This is a genomic window from Rhodohalobacter sp. 8-1, from assembly GCF_038150125.1.
GTDB lineage: Bacteria > Bacteroidota > Rhodothermia > Balneolales > Balneolaceae > SW132.
Map to the genome: position 1 here is coordinate 65,597 of NZ_JBBVMF010000005.1, position 20,065 is coordinate 85,661.

At 44.1% G+C, this 20,065-nt stretch carries 18 protein-coding genes; 14 read left to right on the forward strand and 4 right to left on the reverse strand.

Annotated features, from left to right (window positions below):
- Nucleotides 1–9: 9 nt before the first annotated feature.
- Both AABW11_RS06295 and AABW11_RS06300 read right to left on the reverse strand, forming a co-directional pair.
- Nucleotides 10–498, reverse strand: coding sequence for a gluconokinase (locus tag AABW11_RS06295; RefSeq protein WP_340103943.1), 489 nt, complete (start codon nucleotides 496–498; stop codon nucleotides 10–12).
- A gap of 16 nt (nucleotides 499–514) precedes the next feature.
- Nucleotides 515–1,834, reverse strand: a complete 1,320-nt coding sequence (locus tag AABW11_RS06300) for a R2-like ligand-binding oxidase (RefSeq protein WP_340103944.1) — start codon at nucleotides 1,832–1,834, stop codon at nucleotides 515–517.
- Nucleotides 1,835–1,986: 152 nt separating this feature from the next.
- Here AABW11_RS06300 and mnmG point away from each other — a divergent pair, with 152 nt between their 5' ends.
- The 3 genes from mnmG (at nucleotide 1,987) to AABW11_RS06315 (ending at nucleotide 6,237) form a co-directional block, all read left to right on the forward strand.
- Nucleotides 1,987–3,876, forward strand: coding sequence for a tRNA uridine-5-carboxymethylaminomethyl(34) synthesis enzyme MnmG (gene mnmG / locus AABW11_RS06305; RefSeq protein ID WP_340103945.1), 1,890 nt, complete (start codon nucleotides 1,987–1,989; stop codon nucleotides 3,874–3,876).
- A gap of 7 nt (nucleotides 3,877–3,883) precedes the next feature.
- A complete protein-coding gene (locus AABW11_RS06310; protein WP_340103946.1) occupies nucleotides 3,884–4,522 on the forward strand; it encodes a 16S rRNA (guanine(527)-N(7))-methyltransferase RsmG in 639 nt (212 codons plus the stop codon).
- Between the two features lie 761 nt (nucleotides 4,523–5,283).
- Nucleotides 5,284–6,237, forward strand: a complete 954-nt coding sequence (locus tag AABW11_RS06315; RefSeq protein ID WP_340103947.1) for a helix-turn-helix transcriptional regulator — start codon at nucleotides 5,284–5,286, stop codon at nucleotides 6,235–6,237.
- 347 nt (nucleotides 6,238–6,584) lie between these two features.
- On the opposite strand, the gene gyrA is transcribed toward AABW11_RS06315, so the two are convergent.
- Nucleotides 6,585–9,056 carry a DNA gyrase subunit A gene (gene gyrA / locus AABW11_RS06320; RefSeq protein ID WP_340103948.1) on the reverse strand — a complete coding sequence of 824 codons (2,472 nt, stop codon included), beginning with the start codon at nucleotides 9,054–9,056 and terminating at the stop codon, nucleotides 6,585–6,587.
- Between the two features lie 43 nt (nucleotides 9,057–9,099).
- Entirely contained in the window at nucleotides 9,100–11,037 is a 1,938-nt protein-coding gene (gene gyrB / locus AABW11_RS06325) for a DNA topoisomerase (ATP-hydrolyzing) subunit B (RefSeq protein WP_340103949.1), read from the reverse strand.
- Between the two features lie 391 nt (nucleotides 11,038–11,428).
- On the opposite strand from gyrB, the gene rpmB reads away from it, so the two are divergent.
- The 11 genes from rpmB to dxs all read left to right on the forward strand — a co-directional run bounded on the left by rpmB (nucleotide 11,429) and on the right by dxs (nucleotide 19,801).
- The gene (gene rpmB, locus AABW11_RS06330) at nucleotides 11,429–11,674 is read left to right on the forward strand and encodes a 50S ribosomal protein L28 (RefSeq protein WP_340103950.1); all 246 of its coding nucleotides are present in this window, start codon (nucleotides 11,429–11,431) and stop codon (nucleotides 11,672–11,674) included.
- A 4-nt stretch (nucleotides 11,675–11,678) separates the two neighbouring features.
- Nucleotides 11,679–11,843 (forward strand): 50S ribosomal protein L33, encoded by a 165-nt coding sequence (gene rpmG / locus AABW11_RS06335; protein WP_340103951.1) that lies wholly within the window; start codon nucleotides 11,679–11,681, stop codon nucleotides 11,841–11,843.
- Between the two features lie 10 nt (nucleotides 11,844–11,853).
- A complete protein-coding gene (locus tag AABW11_RS06340; protein WP_340103952.1) occupies nucleotides 11,854–12,024 on the forward strand; it encodes a DUF4295 domain-containing protein in 171 nt (56 codons plus the stop codon).
- Between the two features lie 101 nt (nucleotides 12,025–12,125).
- Entirely contained in the window at nucleotides 12,126–12,581 is a 456-nt protein-coding gene (locus AABW11_RS06345; RefSeq protein ID WP_340103953.1) for a GatB/YqeY domain-containing protein, read from the forward strand.
- Between the two features lie 4 nt (nucleotides 12,582–12,585).
- Nucleotides 12,586–13,137 carry a CvpA family protein gene (locus AABW11_RS06350; RefSeq protein WP_340103954.1) on the forward strand — a complete coding sequence of 184 codons (552 nt, stop codon included), beginning with the start codon at nucleotides 12,586–12,588 and terminating at the stop codon, nucleotides 13,135–13,137.
- Between the two features lie 4 nt (nucleotides 13,138–13,141).
- Entirely contained in the window at nucleotides 13,142–14,356 is a 1,215-nt protein-coding gene (tyrS, locus tag AABW11_RS06355; protein ID WP_340103955.1) for a tyrosine--tRNA ligase, read from the forward strand.
- Nucleotides 14,357–14,424: 68 nt separating this feature from the next.
- Nucleotides 14,425–14,877, forward strand: coding sequence for a MarR family winged helix-turn-helix transcriptional regulator (locus AABW11_RS06360; protein WP_340103956.1), 453 nt, complete (start codon nucleotides 14,425–14,427; stop codon nucleotides 14,875–14,877).
- Nucleotides 14,878–14,955: 78 nt separating this feature from the next.
- Nucleotides 14,956–15,096, forward strand: coding sequence for a hypothetical protein (locus tag AABW11_RS06365; protein ID WP_340103957.1), 141 nt, complete (start codon nucleotides 14,956–14,958; stop codon nucleotides 15,094–15,096).
- A gap of 103 nt (nucleotides 15,097–15,199) precedes the next feature.
- Entirely contained in the window at nucleotides 15,200–17,617 is a 2,418-nt protein-coding gene (locus AABW11_RS06370; RefSeq protein ID WP_340103958.1) for a DNA internalization-related competence protein ComEC/Rec2, read from the forward strand.
- A 53-nt stretch (nucleotides 17,618–17,670) separates the two neighbouring features.
- Nucleotides 17,671–17,868: an exodeoxyribonuclease VII small subunit gene (xseB, locus tag AABW11_RS06375; protein ID WP_340103959.1), complete on the forward strand. Its 198-nt coding sequence runs from the start codon at nucleotides 17,671–17,673 to the stop codon at nucleotides 17,866–17,868.
- 10 nt (nucleotides 17,869–17,878) lie between these two features.
- Complete coding sequence (dxs, locus tag AABW11_RS06380; protein ID WP_340103960.1) at nucleotides 17,879–19,801, forward strand: 1-deoxy-D-xylulose-5-phosphate synthase; 1,923 nt, start codon at nucleotides 17,879–17,881, stop codon at nucleotides 19,799–19,801.
- Nucleotides 19,802–20,065: the final 264 nt, after the last annotated feature.

The following is a 20,065-nucleotide window of genomic DNA, read 5'->3' on the forward strand; positions in this document are numbered from 1 at the left end:
CAGTTATTCTCATTCCCTTGATAAAAATCGTTTTATAATACGGTCAGTAATTTCACTCGGGTTACCTTCAACAGAAACTGTTAGCGCACTGGCCGGTTCTTCAAGAGCCTCGAACTGGGAATCGAGAAGTTTAGCGGGCATATAATGGTCGCTTCGGGATTTCATGCGGTTAAAGATTGTTTCTCTGTTGCCCTTCAGGTACACAAACTGTACATCGTCACTTTTTGATGTCAGCAGTTTACGGTAAGATAACTTCAGAGCAGAACAAGCCAGAACTGCTCCTTTATTATTGTTCCACTCATTAATTTTATTGGCGAGCGTTACAAGCCACGGTTTTCGATCATCATCATTCAGGGGGCGGCCCGACTGCATTTTTTCGACATTCTCTTTTGGATGAAAATTGTCTCCATCATAAAATGGAATATTGAGTCTCTTAGCCAGTTTTTTTCCAACGGTGGTTTTGCCGGAGCCGGATACACCCATTATAATCCAAACCATATTCTATAAGATCGATTTACAGATTGAGTTTCGCCATTCTGTTTTGAAATTGCTTAATAGCGTGATTCAGAAACCACTCTTTTTCAAGGCCAAACGGCACTGTGTCATATTGCGAAAATATTTCATGAATAATGTTTGTTGCATCGTAGAGAAGCTCCTCCAGAAGATCTTCCAGCTCTTCGCCAAGGCTGGGATTATCATCCAGCAGTCTGTTTATGAGGTAAATACCAAATGCAATATGCCGGGATTCATCCTGCTTAAGTTTCTCAATTCCTTCAAGCAGGCCGGGAAGCAGGTTATTATCTTTGAGCATATTTGAAAAAGCAGCGTATCCCGTTTCAGCAAGAGTGCCTTCCACAATCATATTGTAGGTTGCGGCGGCTTTAAGCTGTGCAAGTGCGGATGAATCATCCCGAAGCGCATGAAGTGCGCGGGGAAGCTTTTCGTAGAACAGGATCTTATACATTGGCTTATGAAATGACTCGAAATCTTTCGGGCCACTCATTACCTGTTGCGCATATATAGAAAAGAATTCCGTGTGTTTTGCCTCTTCCCAAAGAAACGATGTGAGATATATTTCTTCCTCAATACGACCTTCCTGTGCTATTATCTGAATGAGCGGAAGTAGATCGAGGGTAACCGCTTCCTCACCTGCCATAAACAGGGCGGATAGGTGTATTAAAATCTTTCGCTCATCAGCGCTGAACTCTTTCCACTCGTCTTGATCAGCCGACAGACCAATATCCGCCGGGTTCCAGATCCCATAGATCTTTGCTTTTTGAAAGAGCTTCATCGGGAAGCTTTCAAAGTTAAGGCCGTGTGTTGTTGTTTTAAATGAGGTATGGGAAGGTTCTTTTTTGGGTTGATCTTGTTTAGTTACTGCGGATGTAACGTGTCGATCCTGTTGAGTAGGAGCAGTCTTCAACAGTGCCTCTGCCGCTTTTCGCTGTGTTGATAACATAATCAGGCTTCCTTTTTCCAGCTTTACGCTGTTTTTCAGGATCGACATTGTTGGATCTTTACCTTTTTCAATCAGGTTGATCCATGTTTTGCTATCGGCTTTAAGAATGAGATTGCATGTCTGCTCATCCTTCTCAGTTGAATATCGAAGTTCGAGGCACTCTCCATATGATAGGTTCAGAAAGATTCCGGTTGCGTCCTCTTCTTTGATGGATTCTGCTTTGGGCTCTATTTTCAGAACAATCGGGGCATTCCATGATTTCCCTTTCTTTTTATAGTTGTCACTCGTGTTTATGGATTTCTTCCATTCCTCCATCCAGGATTTTGAAAAATAGGTTAGCTCATCAGTCTCTTTTTGATCTTTTTTAAACCACATGGAATACGATTTGGTTACACGATTAAATGATTGTTTGCGTTGATGTAGTCTCTTATTAATTCAAACATTTAAATATTCCAAAAATAACGGTATTTTACTAAGCTTCGAGAGAATTATAAAAAATACGTTAAATCCAATAAAAACAAATATATATGAGTAGTTTATATCCCGCATATGATGTGATTGTGGTCGGTGCAGGTCACGCGGGAAGCGAAGCCGCGGCCGCTGCAGCTAAAAGTGGATCCAAGACATTATTGATAACAATGAATTTAGATGCCATCGCCAAAATGTCTTGCAACCCCGCAATGGGTGGCGTGGCAAAGGGGCAGCTGGTCCGTGAGATAGATGCGCTTGGTGGTTTGAGCGGTATTATCAGCGATAAAAGCGGCGTGCAGTTCCGAATGCTGAATTTAAGTAAAGGACCCGCTATGTGGAGTCCCCGCTGCCAAAGCGACCGCTCGCTCTATTCCAAGCTCATGAGAGAAGAGCTTGAAAAAATTGATAACCTACATTTTCGCCAGGATAATGTAGTGGACATAATCACAAATGAGATCGGTGATAAAATCACCGGAGTGGTGACGCAAACGGGTCAGACGTTTGAATCTAAATCGGTTGTACTTACGAGCGGAACGTTCCTGAATGGGTTGATACATATCGGAGAAAGCCAGCATGGTGGAGGACGGTCAGGTGAACGAGCGTCTGTAGGTATCTCTGCATCTCTCGAAGATCTTGGATTTGAAGTAGGGCGGCTGAAAACCGGAACGCCACCGCGGATTGATGGGCGTTCGATCGATTACAGCCAGCTTGAAATTCAATACTGTGATGAAAATCCGAATCCATTCTCTTTTGCTACCAAGGAACTTCCGTCTATTGATGAACAATTGACCTGCTGGATCGGGTACACCAATTCAGATGTTCACGAGACGTTGAAGACTGGTTTTGACCGTAGTCCGATGTTCAATGGCAGAATTAAATCGGTAGGGCCGAGGTATTGCCCGAGTATTGAAGATAAAATCAATCGGTTTTCTGATAAAGACAGTCATCAGCTTTTCCTCGAACCTGAAGGGTGGGATACTTATGAGATGTATCTGAATGGGTTCTCTACGTCATTGCCGGAAGATGTTCAGTACAATGCACTTCGAACAATTCCCGGATTTGAAAATGCCGTCATGCTTCGGCCTGGTTACGCTATTGAATATGATTACTTCCCGCCTTACCAGGTAAAGCGGTCATTAGAGACAAAATTAGTAAACGGACTCTTTTTTGCAGGACAAATTAATGGAACTACCGGATATGAGGAAGCTGCCTGCCAGGGACTGATTGCCGGTATTAATGCCTCGCGGTTTGTGCAGGACGAAGAACCGTTTGTCATTAAGCGCTCGGAAGGGTATATCGGCGTGTTGATAGATGACCTTATAAATAAAGGGACAGAGGAACCGTACAGGATGTTTACGTCACGAGCTGAACATCGGATATTACTACGGCAAGACAACGCAGATCTACGATTGACACCTCTTGGGTATAAGCTTGGGTTGATTGATGTAAAGCGATTTAGTGAATTTAGCCAAAAGAAAACAGAAATTGATCAGCTGTATGACCTCATCAGTAACTATACGGTTCGGCCCGACAAGATGGACCCAATGCTTGAAGAGCAGGGAACATCAACACTAAGCCAGCCGGTGAAAGCAAAAAGCTTGATTCCACGACCTGAAGTTCACTTATCTCATTTGCTTAATGCCGATGAGGAATTAAGGAATGAAGTTAAAAAGATTACTTCCAATGAACGTGTTTTAGAACAAGTTGAAATTCAGATTAAATATGCCGGCTATATCGAGCGTGAATTTGAAATGGTAGAGGAGATGAAGCAAAAAGAGGAGTCTCCAATTCCGCTGGATATCAACTATGATAAAATAAAAAGCCTGTCATCTGAAGGTCGATCTAAGCTCGATAGAGTAAAACCTGAAACGATTGGTCAGGCCTCAAGAATTAGTGGAGTGTCCGCCAGCGATCTCTCAGTACTCATGATATATTTAAAACGATAGGTTTCACGTGAAACATCAATTTGACAAATTAAAAGTTTCACGTGAAACATTGAAAGATGCGCGTGAGCTCTATAATAAAAACGAAACGAGACTCGAAAAATACATCGACAATCTGCTCGAGTGGAATTATAAAATTAATTTGGTGAGCCGTAGCGTTTCACGTGAAACGCTATGTGAACACGTTGTTCACTCTCTGTTGCCAATGCAGCTTGGCCTGATTGATGCGTACGATTCATGGGTTGATTCCGGGTCAGGTGGGGGGCTTCCTGGAATTCCACTCGCCATCACGAATCCCGATAAAACATTTTATCTGAATGATAACGTCAAGAAAAAGATGCGGGCGGTAGATGATATTATTCAAAAAGCAGAGGTTGGTAATGCCGAAACGGTGGCAAAAAGCATTTCATTAGTTGATTTAAAAAAAGGGACTGGTATTGTAACCAAGCATGCCTTTAAAGTGGATGATCTTTTGCGTCTGCTCGGAAGTAAGCCCTGGAAGACAATCATTATGTGGAAGGGGGTTGAGGGAGCCGTTAACGAAGTGACCCGGTCTGGCAAAAACCTAAAGTTCACGCTCTACGAATTCGATTTCGGAAATGAAGAAGAGTTCTACGATGGAAAAGGGCTGCTGAAAATCGAGAGATAAAAAATCACCCCACCGGCTGGCGGGGGAGTACTCTGCTTGCGGAGGGAGGGGTGTTATGAGCCAATCGTTAGCTCCAATTCCTTAAATGCCTTCGATCCTTATCTAAAAATCTCTAACACACCTCTGAATTCTCGCTGGACGCTTCGAAATCTGTCTCCTCTCATAAGGAGATTTAAGATCCTCTATATGACACAGCTTACGGTCAGTATTTATCTGCCTTGAATAAGATTCAAAAATCTTCCCTGGAGGGGAGTGCCGAAGCGGAGCGTAGGCGAGGGGTGTTACTGAACTTGTTGTTAATTCCAGTTCCTTCAATGTCTTCGATCCTTATCCAAAAATCGCTAACACGCCTCTGTTTTCTCGCTGAACGCTTCGAAATCTGTCTCCTCTCAATAGCAAATTTTATGGTTTTACTCTTCGCATGATTTTATTTGATTGATTATAAATAATATTCTGAATTAAGGGACAGAGGCAATTTGAATTAATATCATACAGATAATTCTCACTGGAGGGGAGTAATGAAGAGAAGCGTAGGCGAGGGGTGTTATTGAGTTAAGGTAAATGCCTATCGACTCCTGTTATATAAATAAGTAAAGCTAATCTTTGCAAGCGTTAAACTCAATAATAACAATATTTTATAATTAATTCCAGCGTGGTGTTTATAATCGCCAATTGTCGATATTTATTAAACAACAAAGATGACCAACTGCCTGTGATTTCTTACCTTTTACATCAACCTAAATGAACGTATCCCATCAACTATGTCCCGATTGAAAAGTTCTGAACGACGCATGAAGCTCATTCTCATGCTACAGGAATCCAATAAAAAACTGACTGTAGATGAACTTGCAGAGCGCTTTAATGTGACCCGGCGCACAATTTTCAGGGATTTTAATGTCTTGTCAGAAATAAATGTGCCGGTAACATGGGATAAGTACAGCGGCTACGGCGTGATGGATGGCTACAAGGTTCCACCGCTGATGTTTACATCAAAAGAACTGGCAACGATTATGGTAGGGCTGAACTTTGTAAAGTCACAGGTTGATAAATCCTTGGTTGAAGATGCAAAAGGGGTTGAGTTAAAAATTAAGAATACTATTCCCGAAGAACTCAAGATGTTCATGGAGTCACTTGATAACCGGACTGTTGTGGATCCCTTTCTTCATTTTGGCTCAGAGAAGAAAGACGGCGGAAGCTGGTACCTGATCAGCAGTGCGATCTCGCAATCAAAAAAAATCTCATTTACATATACGGCAAAATCGGATGGTGAAAAAACAGACCGGAAAATCGATCCGTACCTTTTGGTTTTTTATCGTGATCACTGGAATGTGATAGGATATTCTCACAAACGAGACGCCATTCGAAATTTTGTACTCGACAGAATGGGAAATGTGCAAATTTTGAATGAGTTGTATGAGCAAAATAAAGAAATAGACGCTGAGGCCCTTATTTTTAATTCTAACGAGTCTGGGCAAACGGTAAAGGTCTTAGTCGATAAAGAGTCAGATCGTGCGTTTCGGGCAAATCTGCCGACTAAAATAGTTAAGTCAGAGGTCGTTAAAAACAAAAAAATTAAAGTAACATTCAAATTCGAAAATTTGGACTACATCAACACTTGGCTGTTACAGTTTGGAGATAGGGTGGAAATTTTATCACCCGACTCGCTGATTTCAAAAAGAAAAGAAACTTTAAAGCGGATGATGGAAAAAACATAGGCCGGGTGAGTTTGTGTATAACGACGGTCGGTGCAATTTAGCAATCGATGAAAATATAGACTGTACTTTTTTCAGGAATGGATTTAAGGATGATTAAAACTCATAATATTAAGCTCTATCCATAGCAGCTAAATTCCGGGTTGAATTACTACTCGCCACTCACCTTAAAAGCAGGGGAGTAATCATTAAATTAGAATGAAATTTTCAAGCTCTGATTATTTCTAATCAGGAAAGGGCGGATGCTTTATGTTTGAGTTTTTCTAAGACTAAATTTATAGGCAGAAATAAAAAAAGCTCCTCAATTGAGGAGCCTTTTTTCACTATTCGATTTTTAAGTGACTGAGTTCTTAGGTTACGACTGGTGCTTCTTCTTCGTCATCATCTTCATTGACAACTCGGGTGACAGCTGCAATTTTTCCTTCTTGGTCGAGACGCATGATCCGAACACCCTGGGTGTTTCGGCCCATGGTTCGTAACCCTTTGCACTGCATACGGATAACTTTGCCCCGCTCGGTAATAATCATCAGGTCATCATTATCGGAAACCTCTTTAAGAGCTACCAATGAGCCGGTCTTAGGAGTGACTTTAAGCGTGATCACACCTTTGCCGCCACGGCTCTGTTCCCTATAGTCGTCAACAAGAGATCGCTTGCCGTATCCATTTTCTGACAGGGCAAGCACGGTGGCTTCATGAGTGTTTTTAATAACAACCATATCCACCAGCTCATCATCGTCATCGAGGGTCATGCCGCGTACACCGGATGTGTTTCGGCCCATTTCCCGTGCTTCTGATTCGTGGAAGCGGATCGCGCGGCCATTTTTATTTGCAAGAATAATATTGCTTTCGCCATCGGTTAGAGCTGCTTCAAGAAGTGAATCGTCTTCCTTGATATTGATTGCAATAATACCATCGCGTCGCGGACGGCTATAATCTTCGAGAGAAGATTTTTTAACCTGGCCATTCTTAGTAGCCATTATGATGGAGTGCGATTTGATGTACTCTTCGTCTTCCAGAGTTTTCACCGGAACAAATGTTTTAATGGAATCCTCTTTATCAATATCAATGAGGTTCACAATAGCTCGGCCCCTGGCCAGTCGGGATCCTTCCGGAATCTCATAAACTTTGAGCCAGTAACAATTACCTTTTTCTGTAAAGAAAAGAATGTAATTATGATTGGTAGCCACAAATAGATGTTCTACGTATTCGTCATCCTTTGTGGTGGTTCCTTTCATCCCTTTACCGCCACGGCGCTGTCGCCTGTAGCCGCTAACAGGCATTCGCTTGATGAAGCCTTTGTTGGATATCGTAACTACAACATCCTCATCGGCAATCATATCTTCGATATTGAAATCTTCAGCAGAATAGACGATTTCTGTACGACGTTCATCACCATATCGATCTTTCAGCTGGCCAAGCTCTTCTTTAATAATATCTGTCTGCCGCGTTCGGTCTGAGAGAATACTTCGATAATCTGAAATTCGGTCAACAATGTCGCCATATTCCTGGTCGATTTTATCCCGCTCAAGCCCGGTCAATTTCTGGAGTCGCATATCCAGAATTGCTTTTGCCTGGAGGTCGGTTAACGCGAATTTCTTGCGAAGCTGTTCATTGGCTTCCTGCGGATTATTGGCTGCGCGAATTGTTTTGATGACCTCATCAAGATTATCCAGCGCAATTTTAAGTCCTTCAAGAATGTGTGCGCGCGATTCAGCCTGATCCAGGTCATACATCGTACGGCGTATGATAACTTCAATCCGGTGCTCAATGAAGTGCTGAATTAACTCTTTGAGAGCCATTACTTTAGGCCGACCTTTAACAAGCGCCAGGTTGATGATTCCAAATGTCTGCTGCATCTGTGTGTACTTGTACAGCTGATTCAACACAACGCCCGCGTTCGATCCGCGCTTCAGGATAATCACAATCCGCATACCTTCGCGGTCCGATTCATCCCGTATCTCGCTGATTTCAGTAATCTTTTCCTGGTTGACCAGGTTGGCGATTTTTTCAATCAGTGTGGCTTTGTTGACCTGGTAAGGAATTTCTGTTACAACAATTTGTTCTCTGCTGTTGCGCAATTCCTCAACATTAGCTCGTGCCCGCATCACAACTTTACCGCGGCCGGTTTCATAGGCTTCTTTTACACCTTCGTAACCATAGATAATTCCGCCGGTAGGAAAGTCGGGAGCTGTTACGTGCTCCATTAATCCTTTAGCGTCGATGTCGGGGTTTTCAATTGTGGCAACCACACCATCAATAACTTCTTTGATATTATGTGGCGCCATGTTCGTGGCCATACCTACTGCTATACCCGATGCTCCGTTAAGAAGCAGGTTGGGCAGCATAGATGGCAGAACAGTCGGTTCGGATAGGGTATCATCAAAGTTGGTTTGATAATCAACCGTCTCCTTATTGATATCTGCTAAAAGCTCTTCAGACATTCGCTTCATACGAACTTCTGTGTACCTCATAGCTGCAGCAGAGTCACCATCAACAGAACCAAAGTTACCCTGGCCATCTACCAAAGGGTAGCGGAGTGAGAAATCCTGGACCATACGAACAATAGAGTCGTAAACGGCAGAGTCACCATGAGGGTGATACTTACCGAGTACCTCACCTACAATACGAGCACTCTTCTTATAATTTCTGTTGTGTAGCATTCCGAGATCGCTCATCCCGTAAAGGATGCGGCGGTGAACCGGTTTTAGGCCGTCCCGAACATCAGGCAGGGCCCTGGATACAATAACCGACATCGAATAGTCGATGTAGGATGATTGCATCTCATCTTCAATTGTAATAGGTATAATTTTTTCGCTAGCCATCTATCAAGATTGGTTAAAAAAAGTTCAGTTTTATGGTGTGATGTTATATATCGAGCTTGGCATACTTGGCGTTTCGCTCAATGAATTCCCGCCGGGGCTCAACGTCGCCACCCATCAGGGTAGAGAACATTTTATCGGCAGCGGCAGCGTTTTCAACCGTTACTTGCTGGAGGGTGCGGGTTTCGGGATCCATTGTAGTCTCCCATAGCTGTTCGGGATTCATCTCGCCAAGTCCTTTATACCGGGATACATCAAGCTTTTTCTTCTGCTTTTTGAGATCTTTGATGATCTTATCACGTGTATCATCGTCCCAGGCGTAATCAATTTGTCCGCGGGTTGATGTAATTCGGTAGAGAGGCGGGGTTGCAATGTAGATGTGCCCCAGTTCTACAAGCGGATGCATGTAACGGTAGAAGAAGGTGAGAAGCAGCGTGCGGATGTGAGATCCGTCAACGTCTGCATCCGTCATAATAATAATTTTATGATAGCGCAGATTGTCGAGCTCAAACTCTTCCTCATTTCCAACACCGGTGCCCAGGGCAGTAATCATCGCCTGGATCTCTTTGTTTTCGAGGATTTTATTGATTTTGGCTTTCTCAACATTCAGAATTTTACCCCGAAGCGGGAGAATAGCCTGGAAACTTCTGTTACGGCCCATTTTAGCGGAACCACCGGCTGAGTCACCCTCAACAAGATAGACTTCGCAATGTTCAGGGTCTTTGATGGAACAGTCAGCGAGTTTACCCGGCAGTCCACCACCGCTCATCACGCTTTTGCGCTGGATGAGCTGACGGGCTTTACGGGCGGCTTCTCGCGCTTCGGCGGCTACAACAACTTTCTCAAGAATTTTTTTCGCTGTTTTAGGATTTTGTTCGAGATATTCGTTGAGCTTTTCATAAACAATAATTTCAACAGCACTCTGTACTTCAGAGTTACCCAGTTTTGTCTTGGTCTGCCCCTCGAACTGAGGTTCAGCAACTTTTACACTTAGCACGCATGTCATGCCTTCCCGGAAATCTTCCCCGGAGATGTTAATTTTGCTGTTCGATTTTATAATCTTGTTCTTTTCCGCATAATTCTTCAGGCAGCGTGTTAGTGCCCGGCGAAATCCGGAAATATGAGTTCCGCCTTCGCGTGTGTTAATATTATTAACGTACGAATGCACATTTTCTGAATAGGAGTTGTTGTACTGAATAGCCAGTTCAACAGGTACATCTTCCAGATTTCCCTCTATATAAATAGGCTCACTCATAAGTGAATCCCTGTTTTCATCTAAAAACGAGACAAAATCTTTCACACCACCGGAGTAGTGATACACGGTCTTGACCATCTCTTCTTCCTCTTCCCGTTCATCAATAATTTCAACGGTGATTTCGGGATTCAGAAAAGCAAGCTCGCGCATCCGGTCTGCGATGATATCAAATTTAAACTCGGTTGTTTGAGTGAAAATTTCCGGATCCGGATGAAAGGTAATTCGAGTACCAGTTTCGTCCGTTTTACCCTTTCTCTGGAGAGGGGTTACGGTAGCACCGCGTTCAAAACCCATCACATAAATTTCACCATCCCGGTGAATTTCTGCACTAAAGTGATCAGATAAAGCATTCACACAACTCACACCCACACCGTGAAGACCGCCGGATACTTTATAGGAATCTTTATCGAACTTACCGCCGGCGTGCAATTTGGTAAGTACAACTTCTACAGCCGGTAATTTTAATTTGGGATGCTCATCTACCGGAATTCCGCGCCCGTTATCGGAAACTGTGATGGAGCCGTTTTCATGAATGATAAGTTTGATCCAGTCGCAATGACCGGCAAGGGCTTCATCAATTGAGTTGTCAACGACTTCATTGATCAGGTGGTGAAGGCCGCGCTGACCTGTATCACCGATATACATGGATGGACGTTTTCGAACAGCTTCGAGTCCTTCCAGAACCTGAATATTCGACGCTTTGTAATCCGATTTCTTATCTTTTGCCATAAACAGGGTTGAGTAAAATTAATAATAGCCTCTTAGAGCTCTAAAAATACCGCCTAAACGTGCAAAATCAAAAAAAGGAATAGTATTTCTTGGCATTATCAAACAAAGAAGGGCAGAGGGGAATTAAACGATGTGACGGTACGACAAATTTTAACATTTAATAGCTCTGTTACAGTCAGTCAGGTATGATATTATTTTACACAGAATTAGAGTTATTTAATGGTGACTGAAGATCGTTAAAAGTAAGCAGAATTCTAAATGTAAGGGGAAGGGTTACGCTAATGATTAAAACTCTAAACAACGAAATAAATATTTTTTGTAATAACATATTGAAATTATAAAGATATAGCGCTATTTTTGGGGTCTATCTAAAAATGAGAAAAAAGTTGTTATGGCACGAAAAGATGATATTACAGGGAAGGGCGCTTTAAACGGCTATAGATCTTCCAAGTCGAACAATAAAACGAAGCACCGTTTCCAGCTTAATCTTCAGAAACGCAGATTTTATATTCCTGAAGAAGACCGATGGGTAACACTAAAGGTGTCAGCAAAGACGTTAAGAACGATTAACAAGAAGGGAATTTCTGCTGTGCTTGAAGAAGCGAGAAAGAAAGGTACATTACTAAAAGAGGTATAGAACAATGGCAAAAGGTAATCGAATACAAGTTATCCTTGAATGCACCGAGAAACCGGGAAGTTCACGGTATGTAACGACCAAAAATAGGAGAAATACCACCGAGCGTATTGAGCTCAAAAAGTACAATCCCGTACTTAGAAAACACACCGTCCATAAAGAAATTAAATAGGTAAAATATTATGGCTAAGAAACAAGCATTTGGTGAAGAAGCGCAAGCGCTGAAAGAATCACAGCGAAAAATGGCGAAAGTTATTGTTGCCACGCTGAACGATCGCGGCAAGTATGCATACCGCGAGACGATGATGGACCAGGCTGATGTACAGGAATACATCAAAAATACCCGGGGATAAGTTATTTTCCCTGCGATTGTGTAAGGTTGCATTCCTATATTAAATGGAGTGGAGCCTTTTTTTTTGCTCTTGATTTCTGAAACCTTCTAAACCCATTCGATATGAGTATCAAAGCATCAATTCTTGATGAACTGAAATCTGCAATGAAACAGAAGAATGCCGACCGGCTGCGTGTACTGCGTTCGCTGAAGGCCAAAATTCTGGAGAAAGAGATCAGTGAGCGTAAAGGCGGCGAGTCTGAACTGTCGGACGAGCAAGTTATCGAAGTTCTGATGAAGGCTGCCAAACAGAGAAAAGAATCGATCGACCAGTTCGAAGAGGGTGGCCGCGATGATCTTGTTGAAAAAGAGAAAGAGGAGCTTGAAATTATTGAAGAGTTCCTGCCGGAAATGATGGACGAGGACGAAGTGCGAGCTGAAGTTCAGACCCAAATTGAAAAACTTGGGGCATCAGGTATGCAGGACATGGGGAAAGTAATGGGCGTGATGATGGGCAAGCTGAAAGGCAAAGCCGAAGGATCGATGGTAAGCAGAGTTGTAAAAGAGGAACTGTCCTGATCGAATGAACATCCTCGACTTTCTTATCCTGCTGCCAATCGGCTATTTTGCTTATAAAGGTTTTTTGGCAGGATTTATCCAGGAAGTCTTGAGCATACTTGGTATTATTTTGGGGATTTTCATTACGTTCGCCTACATGAAGCCGGTGTCGGCCGCGTTTGAAACATTTTTTACCAGTCCGGATACAGCGGCAATTGTCGCGGGGCTGACGCTTTTCATCGGAACCATCGCCATTGTACAGACGATCGGCTACCTGATCCGGAGGTTTTTAGAGGTAATTAAGCTTAATATTATTAATCGGTTGGCTGGCCTTTGCTTTGGCGCTATTAAATCTGCGATTGTGGTGAGCGGCTTTTTATGGCTGTTTGCCGGATTGAATATGCCGGCTGATGAAACACGCGACAATTCACTCTGTTACCCCTACGTGATTCCCCTCGCTCCCGCTACGTTTAATATGGTTTCGTCTGTGTTTCCAGATATTGAAGGATTCATAGAAACGCTAGAAGAGACTATACAGGAAGATAATCCAATACGAAATAATCCATTTTTTGAATAATACTATGAGTTTTCCCACAGTTGATAAGCAGCTTACGATTATAAAACGCGGAACCGTGGAAATTGTCCCGGAGGAAGAGCTGATTGAAAAGCTAAAAACATCGCGTAAAACCAATACACCACTCAGAATAAAACTTGGGTGCGATCCTACCCGGCCTGATCTCCATTTGGGGCACTCGGTCATTTTGCGGAAAATGCGCCAGTTTCAGGATCTTGGGCATCATATTATATTAATAATTGGTGATTTTACAGCCTTGATTGGTGATCCGACCGGTCAGAATAAAACGCGACCGTCGCTATCGGCTGAAGATATCAAGGAAAATGCCGCCACTTATCTCGACCAGGCCGGTAAAATTCTTGATCGCGAAAAAACCGAAATTGTATACAATGCAGACTGGCTGGGACCGATAACCTTTGAGGGCGTCATAAAACTGAGTTCAAAGCTTACGGTTGCCCGAATGATCGAGCGGGATGATTTCTCAAAACGGTTCAACAATAATGAGCCAATCTCGCTTCATGAATTTCTTTACCCACTTGCACAAGGGCAGGATTCTGTTCATTTGAAATCTGACGTTGAATTGGGCGGAACAGATCAAAAATTTAATTTATTGGTTGGAAGAGACCTTCAGCGGGACGCCGGGCAGGATCCGCAGGTTTGCCTGATGATGCCGCTGTTGGAAGGAACAGACGGCACACTTAAAATGAGCAAGTCGTACGATAACTATATCGGGATCAGCGAGGAACCTAATGATATGTACGGCAAAGTACTATCGATCCCCGATGAATTGATTTACCGATATTATGAGCTGGTCACAGACATTGCAACACAAAAGCTACCCGAGATAAGAGAAAAGGCAGCAAAAGATCCGCGCAACACCAAGCACGATCTGGCGTTTACAATTACGCGTATGTATCATGGCAAAGAGCTGGCTAAAAGTGCGCGTCAGTACTTCGAACAGACGGTTGTAAATAAAGAAATACCCGATGATGCGCCGGAATTAGAATTTGAACCGGGCACTTCAGTCCGCTTGCTTGATATTATTTCGGAAGCAAATATGACTCAAAGTAACGGCGAAACCAAGCGCCTGATTAAGCAAGGCGGCGTGTCTGTTGATGATGAAAAAGTGAGCGACATCAACCATGAGCTTACATTTAACGAGGGTGATGAATACACCTTAAAGGTTGGTAAACGAAAATACGCAAAATTAATTAGCAGGTAATGATACCTCTAATATGTATTGCGCACCAAATGAACCCCTTTTACGCGGAATAAATAAATAATCTACCGATGGGCACACATTTTCAAGGATCAAAAAGTGATGTTAACACACTAAATGCCTTTATCAAACTGATGCGATCGGTTGAATCGATGAACAATCGACTGAACCGTCACCTGTCTGAGGCGGATCTGACAGTAAGCCAATTTGGTGTTTTGGAGGTGCTGCACCACCTTGGGCCGCTTAATCAGCGGGCGATTGGTGAGAAGCTGTTAAAGAGCGGCGGGAACATTACGATGGTAATCGACAACCTTGAAAAGTCGGGCCACGTGAAACGAGAGAAAGATCCCAATGATCGCCGCGCCGTACTCATTCACCTTACGGAAACGGGAGAATCGTTTATTGAGGACTTTTTTCCCAAACATCTTGAGAAAATTAAAGAGGAGTTTTCCGTGCTCAGCGAGGAAGAAAAGAAAGAATTAGGACGGCTGTGTAAAAAGCTGGGCGTTCAGGACGATGACTAATAAGTAGTATTTATTAAAATCCCCTCTTTATCAAGGAGAGAAATTATGGGTGGTTTAAAAAAGGGTTCTGAGTTGAATTTGAACTCAAAACCTAAGGCTACCATCCCCGGAAGGCTGTCCGGAAAGGGCGTCATCCCGTACGTGATACGGGATCCCCAATCGCTGATGTGGACAGGAGATACCGGATCAGGGTCCGGTATGACGGCATTGATTGCATAGTTCTTTAATAAAGACCCTTTTTGGAAAGCCTCAGCGTATTTTACACTTAATTATAATCGAACTAATCGTGTAAGGTAACGCCTGTTTTTGGTTCATACAGTTAATGAGCCAACATTCCACATACCACTTTCCTTTTGCATCTTACCCGGCGTTGAGAGTAGCTTTGCTGCTTATAGGCGGCATTATTCTGGCCCATCTTTCAGGCAGTCGAATCTCTTTAGCCACATATCTCGCTACTTTCACAGCCCTGTTTATCACTTGGGCCGTGATTGAGTTTAGCCGGAACTCACATCTTAAACTTTGGAAATCGACTCTGACCATTATCCTATATTCGATGATGGCAGTCTGTTTTGGAGCCGGATTGATGTCAGCCGAGCAGTACAAGCAGGAATTGCATCAAACCCAAACAGCCCCGTTACAGCTCTATGAGTGGGAAACCATAACTATTCAGGGAGAGATTCAGTCCCGCGGCAAAAGCTCTGGCGGACGGAATGTATACGAGGTCAATGTAAAGCAAACACACTTTCCTGATGTGATAAATTGGCTTCAACTATACACCATTCGAGTTTACGGTAATGATGGAGACCCGCTAATTCCCGAAAGTCATCAATCTGTTGAAGCACAGATCAGGTTATACGGGTTTCCCGAAAAACGGAATCCACACGAGTTTGATTACGGCAGCTGGTTACTCAGCCGGTCGATTGTTGCACACGGTGAGCTGGAATATGTGATACATTCTGAATCAGGCAGAAGCCTTGGTTGGATCACCATCAGGCAACATGTGCGTTCTACAATTGATGATTTATTTGATAAAAATGAGGCATCACTTGCCAAGGCGCTGTTTATTGGCTACAAAAAAGAGTTAACCGGGGAGACGCGCCAGGCGTTTTCAAGAGCGGGACTGTCTCATATTATGGCGGTTTCCGGTATGCACGTGGGGTTTATTGTGGCTCCGTTCTGGCTGCTGATTCCATGGCTTTGGCGCTGGACCTGGGGTAAATATCTTGGTGTCATAATACTCACGCTGATACTTATCGGGTATGCCGGGCTTACAGGATTCAGCGCGTCTGTAAGCCGGGCATCGATTATGGCGTGGCTGCTCACCTATGGAAAATTGTTTCAAAAATTGCGGCATTCAGTTAATCTGCTGGCAGTCGCCGCTCTCATTTTATTACTGATTCATCCGTCTGAACTTTTTGATGTTGGGTTTCAACTGTCCTTCTCTGCCGTACTCATCATATTGTTGATCATGCCGGAAGCACAGCGACTCATCCCTCTTCGATACAGGTACAACTGGAAAGGCGGCTTGATGACAATTGTGCTAATATCAGTGCTGGTGCAGTCAGGACTCTTTCCCATTCTGGCAGTTTATTTTGGTGAATTTTCTGTAATAGGGCCAGTTGCGAATGCATTGGTTGTGCCGCTGCTGGGCGTTGTGGTTCCTGCAGGGCTTCTTTTATCTGTTGCAGGCCCATGGTTTGGTGACGCCGCATCACTTTTTTCAATTCCAATTGGGTGGTCGTTACGCTGGATTGGGGAAGTTGCAAACAACGCAGGCGGGACAAGCTGGAGCTATTTATCAGTCGCAGATCTATCATTGTGGATTTTCCCCGTATGGCTCTGCCTGGTGCTGACAGTAGCATCGTTCAGAATTCCCCGGCTACGCTGGAAGCTGTCAATCCTCTTTCTTGGGGCCGCAAATATCATGCTGATGGATCTGTTCATTCAGGAATGGAATCAGAACAAGCTCACGCTCACAATGCTGGATGTAGGGCAGGGAGATGCCATTCATATAGAAACACCATCTGGAAAACATATCTTGGTTGATGCAGGGCGATGGTCGCCGGGTGGTAACAGCGGCGAGAGAACAATTATTCCATATCTTGAATATAAACAAGTTGATAAACTTGATGCAGTGATGCTTTCTCATCCACACGCAGATCATATTGGTGGAATGCCGGATCTCATCAAATCAATACCAATCCGCACAATATATCAAAGTGACTATGAGTACGATTCGCGTCTCTATGAGCGCTATATGTCGTTGGCGGACTCTGCGAACATCCGGGTTCACTATGCGGAATCTGGTGGTATAATAGATGTAGATCCAGCCGTACGGTTGTTTATTCTTGGTCCGGATGCAGCCACAGCCAAATCAGGAAATGTGAACAACTCGTCGCTTTCGTTCAGGCTTGATTACGGAGAAACGTCATTTTTGTTTACGGGCGATGCTGAAGCGGCCCAGGAACGTACACTTGCAAAACGATACGGTAATTTTTTAGATATCGATTTTCTTAAGACAGGACATCACGGCAGTAAAACCAGCTCATCGCCGAGGTTTTTAAATTATGCAACTCCTGAGATAACAGCGACATCTGTTGCGTTTCAAAATCGTTTTGGGCATCCAAATCGCGAGGCGGTTACGTATCTGGCTGGGACTGGCGCAAAAAATTATTTCACAAGCCTATCAGGAGCCCTTATATTTACGTCTGATGGTGAAACCATTAAACGGGAACAATAAGTACGAATTAAGTTTCCGTCTACAGATCTATCTTGAAACGACAGCAGATAAAAATGACGAAAGAGGAACGCCCGAGCTTTGAAGAGGCTTTAACAAAGTTGGAAGCTATTGTTGAAAAGCTGGACGACGAAGACATTACACTTGAAGAATCGGTTCAGCTCTACGAAGAAGGCTTAAAACTATCTAAAATCTGCAGCAAAACGCTTGAAAACGCCGAGCTCAAGATTGAAGAGATAGAGAAGAAGAAATAATTATCCCAATATGGACAGCTACAAACCGATCCCGGGGCCCCTCCTTGGTAATATCAACTCTCCGGACGACCTGAAAAAACTAAAACCTGAACAGCTTCAGGATCTTTGCGACGAACTTCGGGAATTTATCATCGATATGGTATCGGTTCATGGCGGCCATTTTGGCGCCAGCCTTGGCGTGATTGAGCTCACTGTTGCGCTGCATTACACATATAACACCCCGAAGGACAAGCTGATTTGGGACGTGGGGCATCAGGCGTACGGGCACAAAATTTTGACGGGCCGGCGCGAAGAATTTCATACCAACCGTAAATATAAAGGACTGTCTGGCTTCCCGAATCGCTCCGAAAGTGAATATGACGCATTTGGAGTAGGCCATTCCAGTACGTCTATCTCTGCCGGACTCGGCATGGCGATAGCGCGGGACCTCGACAAATCAGATAAAAAAATTGTATCGGTAATAGGCGATGGTGCTATGACCGGCGGCATGGCATTTGAGGCGATGAACAATGCCGGCGCACTTAAATCGGATATGCTGGTTGTGCTGAATGACAACAACATGTCGATTGACCCGAACGTGGGCGCCCTCAAAGAGTACCTTGCAGAGATTACCACGACGAAGACTTTCAACAAGATGCGGGATGAGATCTATGATCTTCTCGGGCATCTGAAAGGCGCCGGTGAAAAGATGCGGAAAGTTGCATCTAAGCTGGAACGGGCAGCAACAGCCGCCATTACACCAGGAGCACTATTCCAGGCGCTTGGGTTTAAATATTATGGTCCCGTTGACGGTCACAATGTAGATGCACTGCGACGGCATCTTGAGGACCTGAGAGAAGTATCGGGGCCAAAGCTGCTTCATATTGTTACTGTAAAAGGAAAAGGTTTTGCACCGGCTGAACGTGAGCAGACCAAATGGCACGCACAAAGCAGCCCGTTTGATAAGATTACCGGTAAGTCTCTTGTGAAGCCATCAGGCGCTACTGATAAGCCACCGAAATACCAGGATGTGTTTGGTGAGGCCTTGGTTGAACTGGCGGCAAAAAATGAAAATATCGTATCCATGACTCCCGCCATGCCAAGCGGATCCAGCCTCTGGCCGATGATGAACACATTCCCAGACCGGGCATTTGACGTAGGCATTGCTGAACAACACGCGGTCACATTCGCAGCCGGACTGGCGGCTGAAGGCAAAAAGCCATTTGCGGCTCTCTATTCAACATTTTTACAGCGCGCATATGACCAGGTAATCCACGATGTAGCCATTCAAAAACTGCCGGTCGTGTTTTGCATTGACCGGGCGGGACTTGTGGGAGCAGACGGTCCTACTCATCACGGACTCTATGATGTCTCTTACCTAAGGGCGATCCCCAATATGATTGTTTCATCACCGATGGATGAGCAGGAGCTCCGCGACATGATGTATACATCGTCTGATTATAACGACGGCGCCTGGGCAATCCGCTACCCGAGAGGGCGGTCAACCGGGATGGATGTCCGCGATGACTTCCAAAAAACTGAGATTGGCAAAGGGCGGATCATCAAAGAGGGAGATGACCTTGCAATACTGAGCTTTGGCCCGATCGGTAATTATGTAGTTGAAGCAGGCGAGGCCCTTGCAGACGAAAACATCAACATCGGTCATTTTGATATGCGCTATGCCAAGCCATTGGATACTGATATGATTGATAACGTACTCAAAAACTACAGCCGGATCATCACCATTGAAGACGGCACCAAAATCGGTGGGTTCGGATCGGCTGTCGCCGAATGTGTGGCCGAAAAAGGAGCGGCTGTTCCTGTCAAAATTATGGGCGTCCCCGACGCCATCGTTGAACACGGCACCCAGAGAGAGCTTCATGATGAAGTGGGCATTGGGCCAGACGGGATTGTGGAGCAGGTGAAGAGGTTGCTGGGTGTGGCTGTAGAATAAAACCGACTGCTTGTGTTTGGACATTATATCTTTGAACGCTTTGCGAAGTATACGTGATTTTACCCTCCTCATAGCTGAGCAATATTAAGGCATAGATATTTTATGCACATCCCCAATATGTTATCTGACTCAAACGGGGCTAATTGAGCCAGAAAATTACGATATGCTATGCTGAACGAGATACTATGCCTCTAACTACTGTAGCTAAGGCATGATCGTTATTATGCAATTCAGAAATTATCACCAATAATTTCTTATATTTTT

Excerpts from the sequence above, each read along its gene's own strand:
- AABW11_RS06295 (WP_340103943.1), bottom strand. The coding sequence starts at position 498 with ATGGTTTGGATTATAATGGGTGTATCCGGCTCCGGCAAAACCACCGTT.
- AABW11_RS06300 (WP_340103944.1), bottom strand. The coding sequence starts at position 1,834 with ATGTGGTTTAAAAAAGATCAAAAAGAGACTGATGAGCTAACCTATTTT.
- mnmG (WP_340103945.1), top strand. The coding sequence starts at position 1,987 with ATGAGTAGTTTATATCCCGCATATGATGTGATTGTGGTCGGTGCAGGT.
- AABW11_RS06315 (WP_340103947.1), top strand. The coding sequence starts at position 5,284 with ATGTCCCGATTGAAAAGTTCTGAACGACGCATGAAGCTCATTCTCATG.
- gyrA (WP_340103948.1), bottom strand. The coding sequence starts at position 9,056 with ATGGCTAGCGAAAAAATTATACCTATTACAATTGAAGATGAGATGCAA.
- gyrB (WP_340103949.1), bottom strand. The coding sequence starts at position 11,037 with ATGGCAAAAGATAAGAAATCGGATTACAAAGCGTCGAATATTCAGGTT.
- rpmB (WP_340103950.1), top strand. The coding sequence starts at position 11,429 with ATGGCACGAAAAGATGATATTACAGGGAAGGGCGCTTTAAACGGCTAT.
- rpmG (WP_340103951.1), top strand. The coding sequence starts at position 11,679 with ATGGCAAAAGGTAATCGAATACAAGTTATCCTTGAATGCACCGAGAAA.
- AABW11_RS06340 (WP_340103952.1), top strand. The coding sequence starts at position 11,854 with ATGGCTAAGAAACAAGCATTTGGTGAAGAAGCGCAAGCGCTGAAAGAA.
- AABW11_RS06345 (WP_340103953.1), top strand. The coding sequence starts at position 12,126 with ATGAGTATCAAAGCATCAATTCTTGATGAACTGAAATCTGCAATGAAA.
- AABW11_RS06350 (WP_340103954.1), top strand. The coding sequence starts at position 12,586 with ATGAACATCCTCGACTTTCTTATCCTGCTGCCAATCGGCTATTTTGCT.
- tyrS (WP_340103955.1), top strand. The coding sequence starts at position 13,142 with ATGAGTTTTCCCACAGTTGATAAGCAGCTTACGATTATAAAACGCGGA.
- AABW11_RS06360 (WP_340103956.1), top strand. The coding sequence starts at position 14,425 with ATGGGCACACATTTTCAAGGATCAAAAAGTGATGTTAACACACTAAAT.
- AABW11_RS06370 (WP_340103958.1), top strand. The coding sequence starts at position 15,200 with ATGAGCCAACATTCCACATACCACTTTCCTTTTGCATCTTACCCGGCG.
- xseB (WP_340103959.1), top strand. The coding sequence starts at position 17,671 with ATGACGAAAGAGGAACGCCCGAGCTTTGAAGAGGCTTTAACAAAGTTG.
- dxs (WP_340103960.1), top strand. The coding sequence starts at position 17,879 with ATGGACAGCTACAAACCGATCCCGGGGCCCCTCCTTGGTAATATCAAC.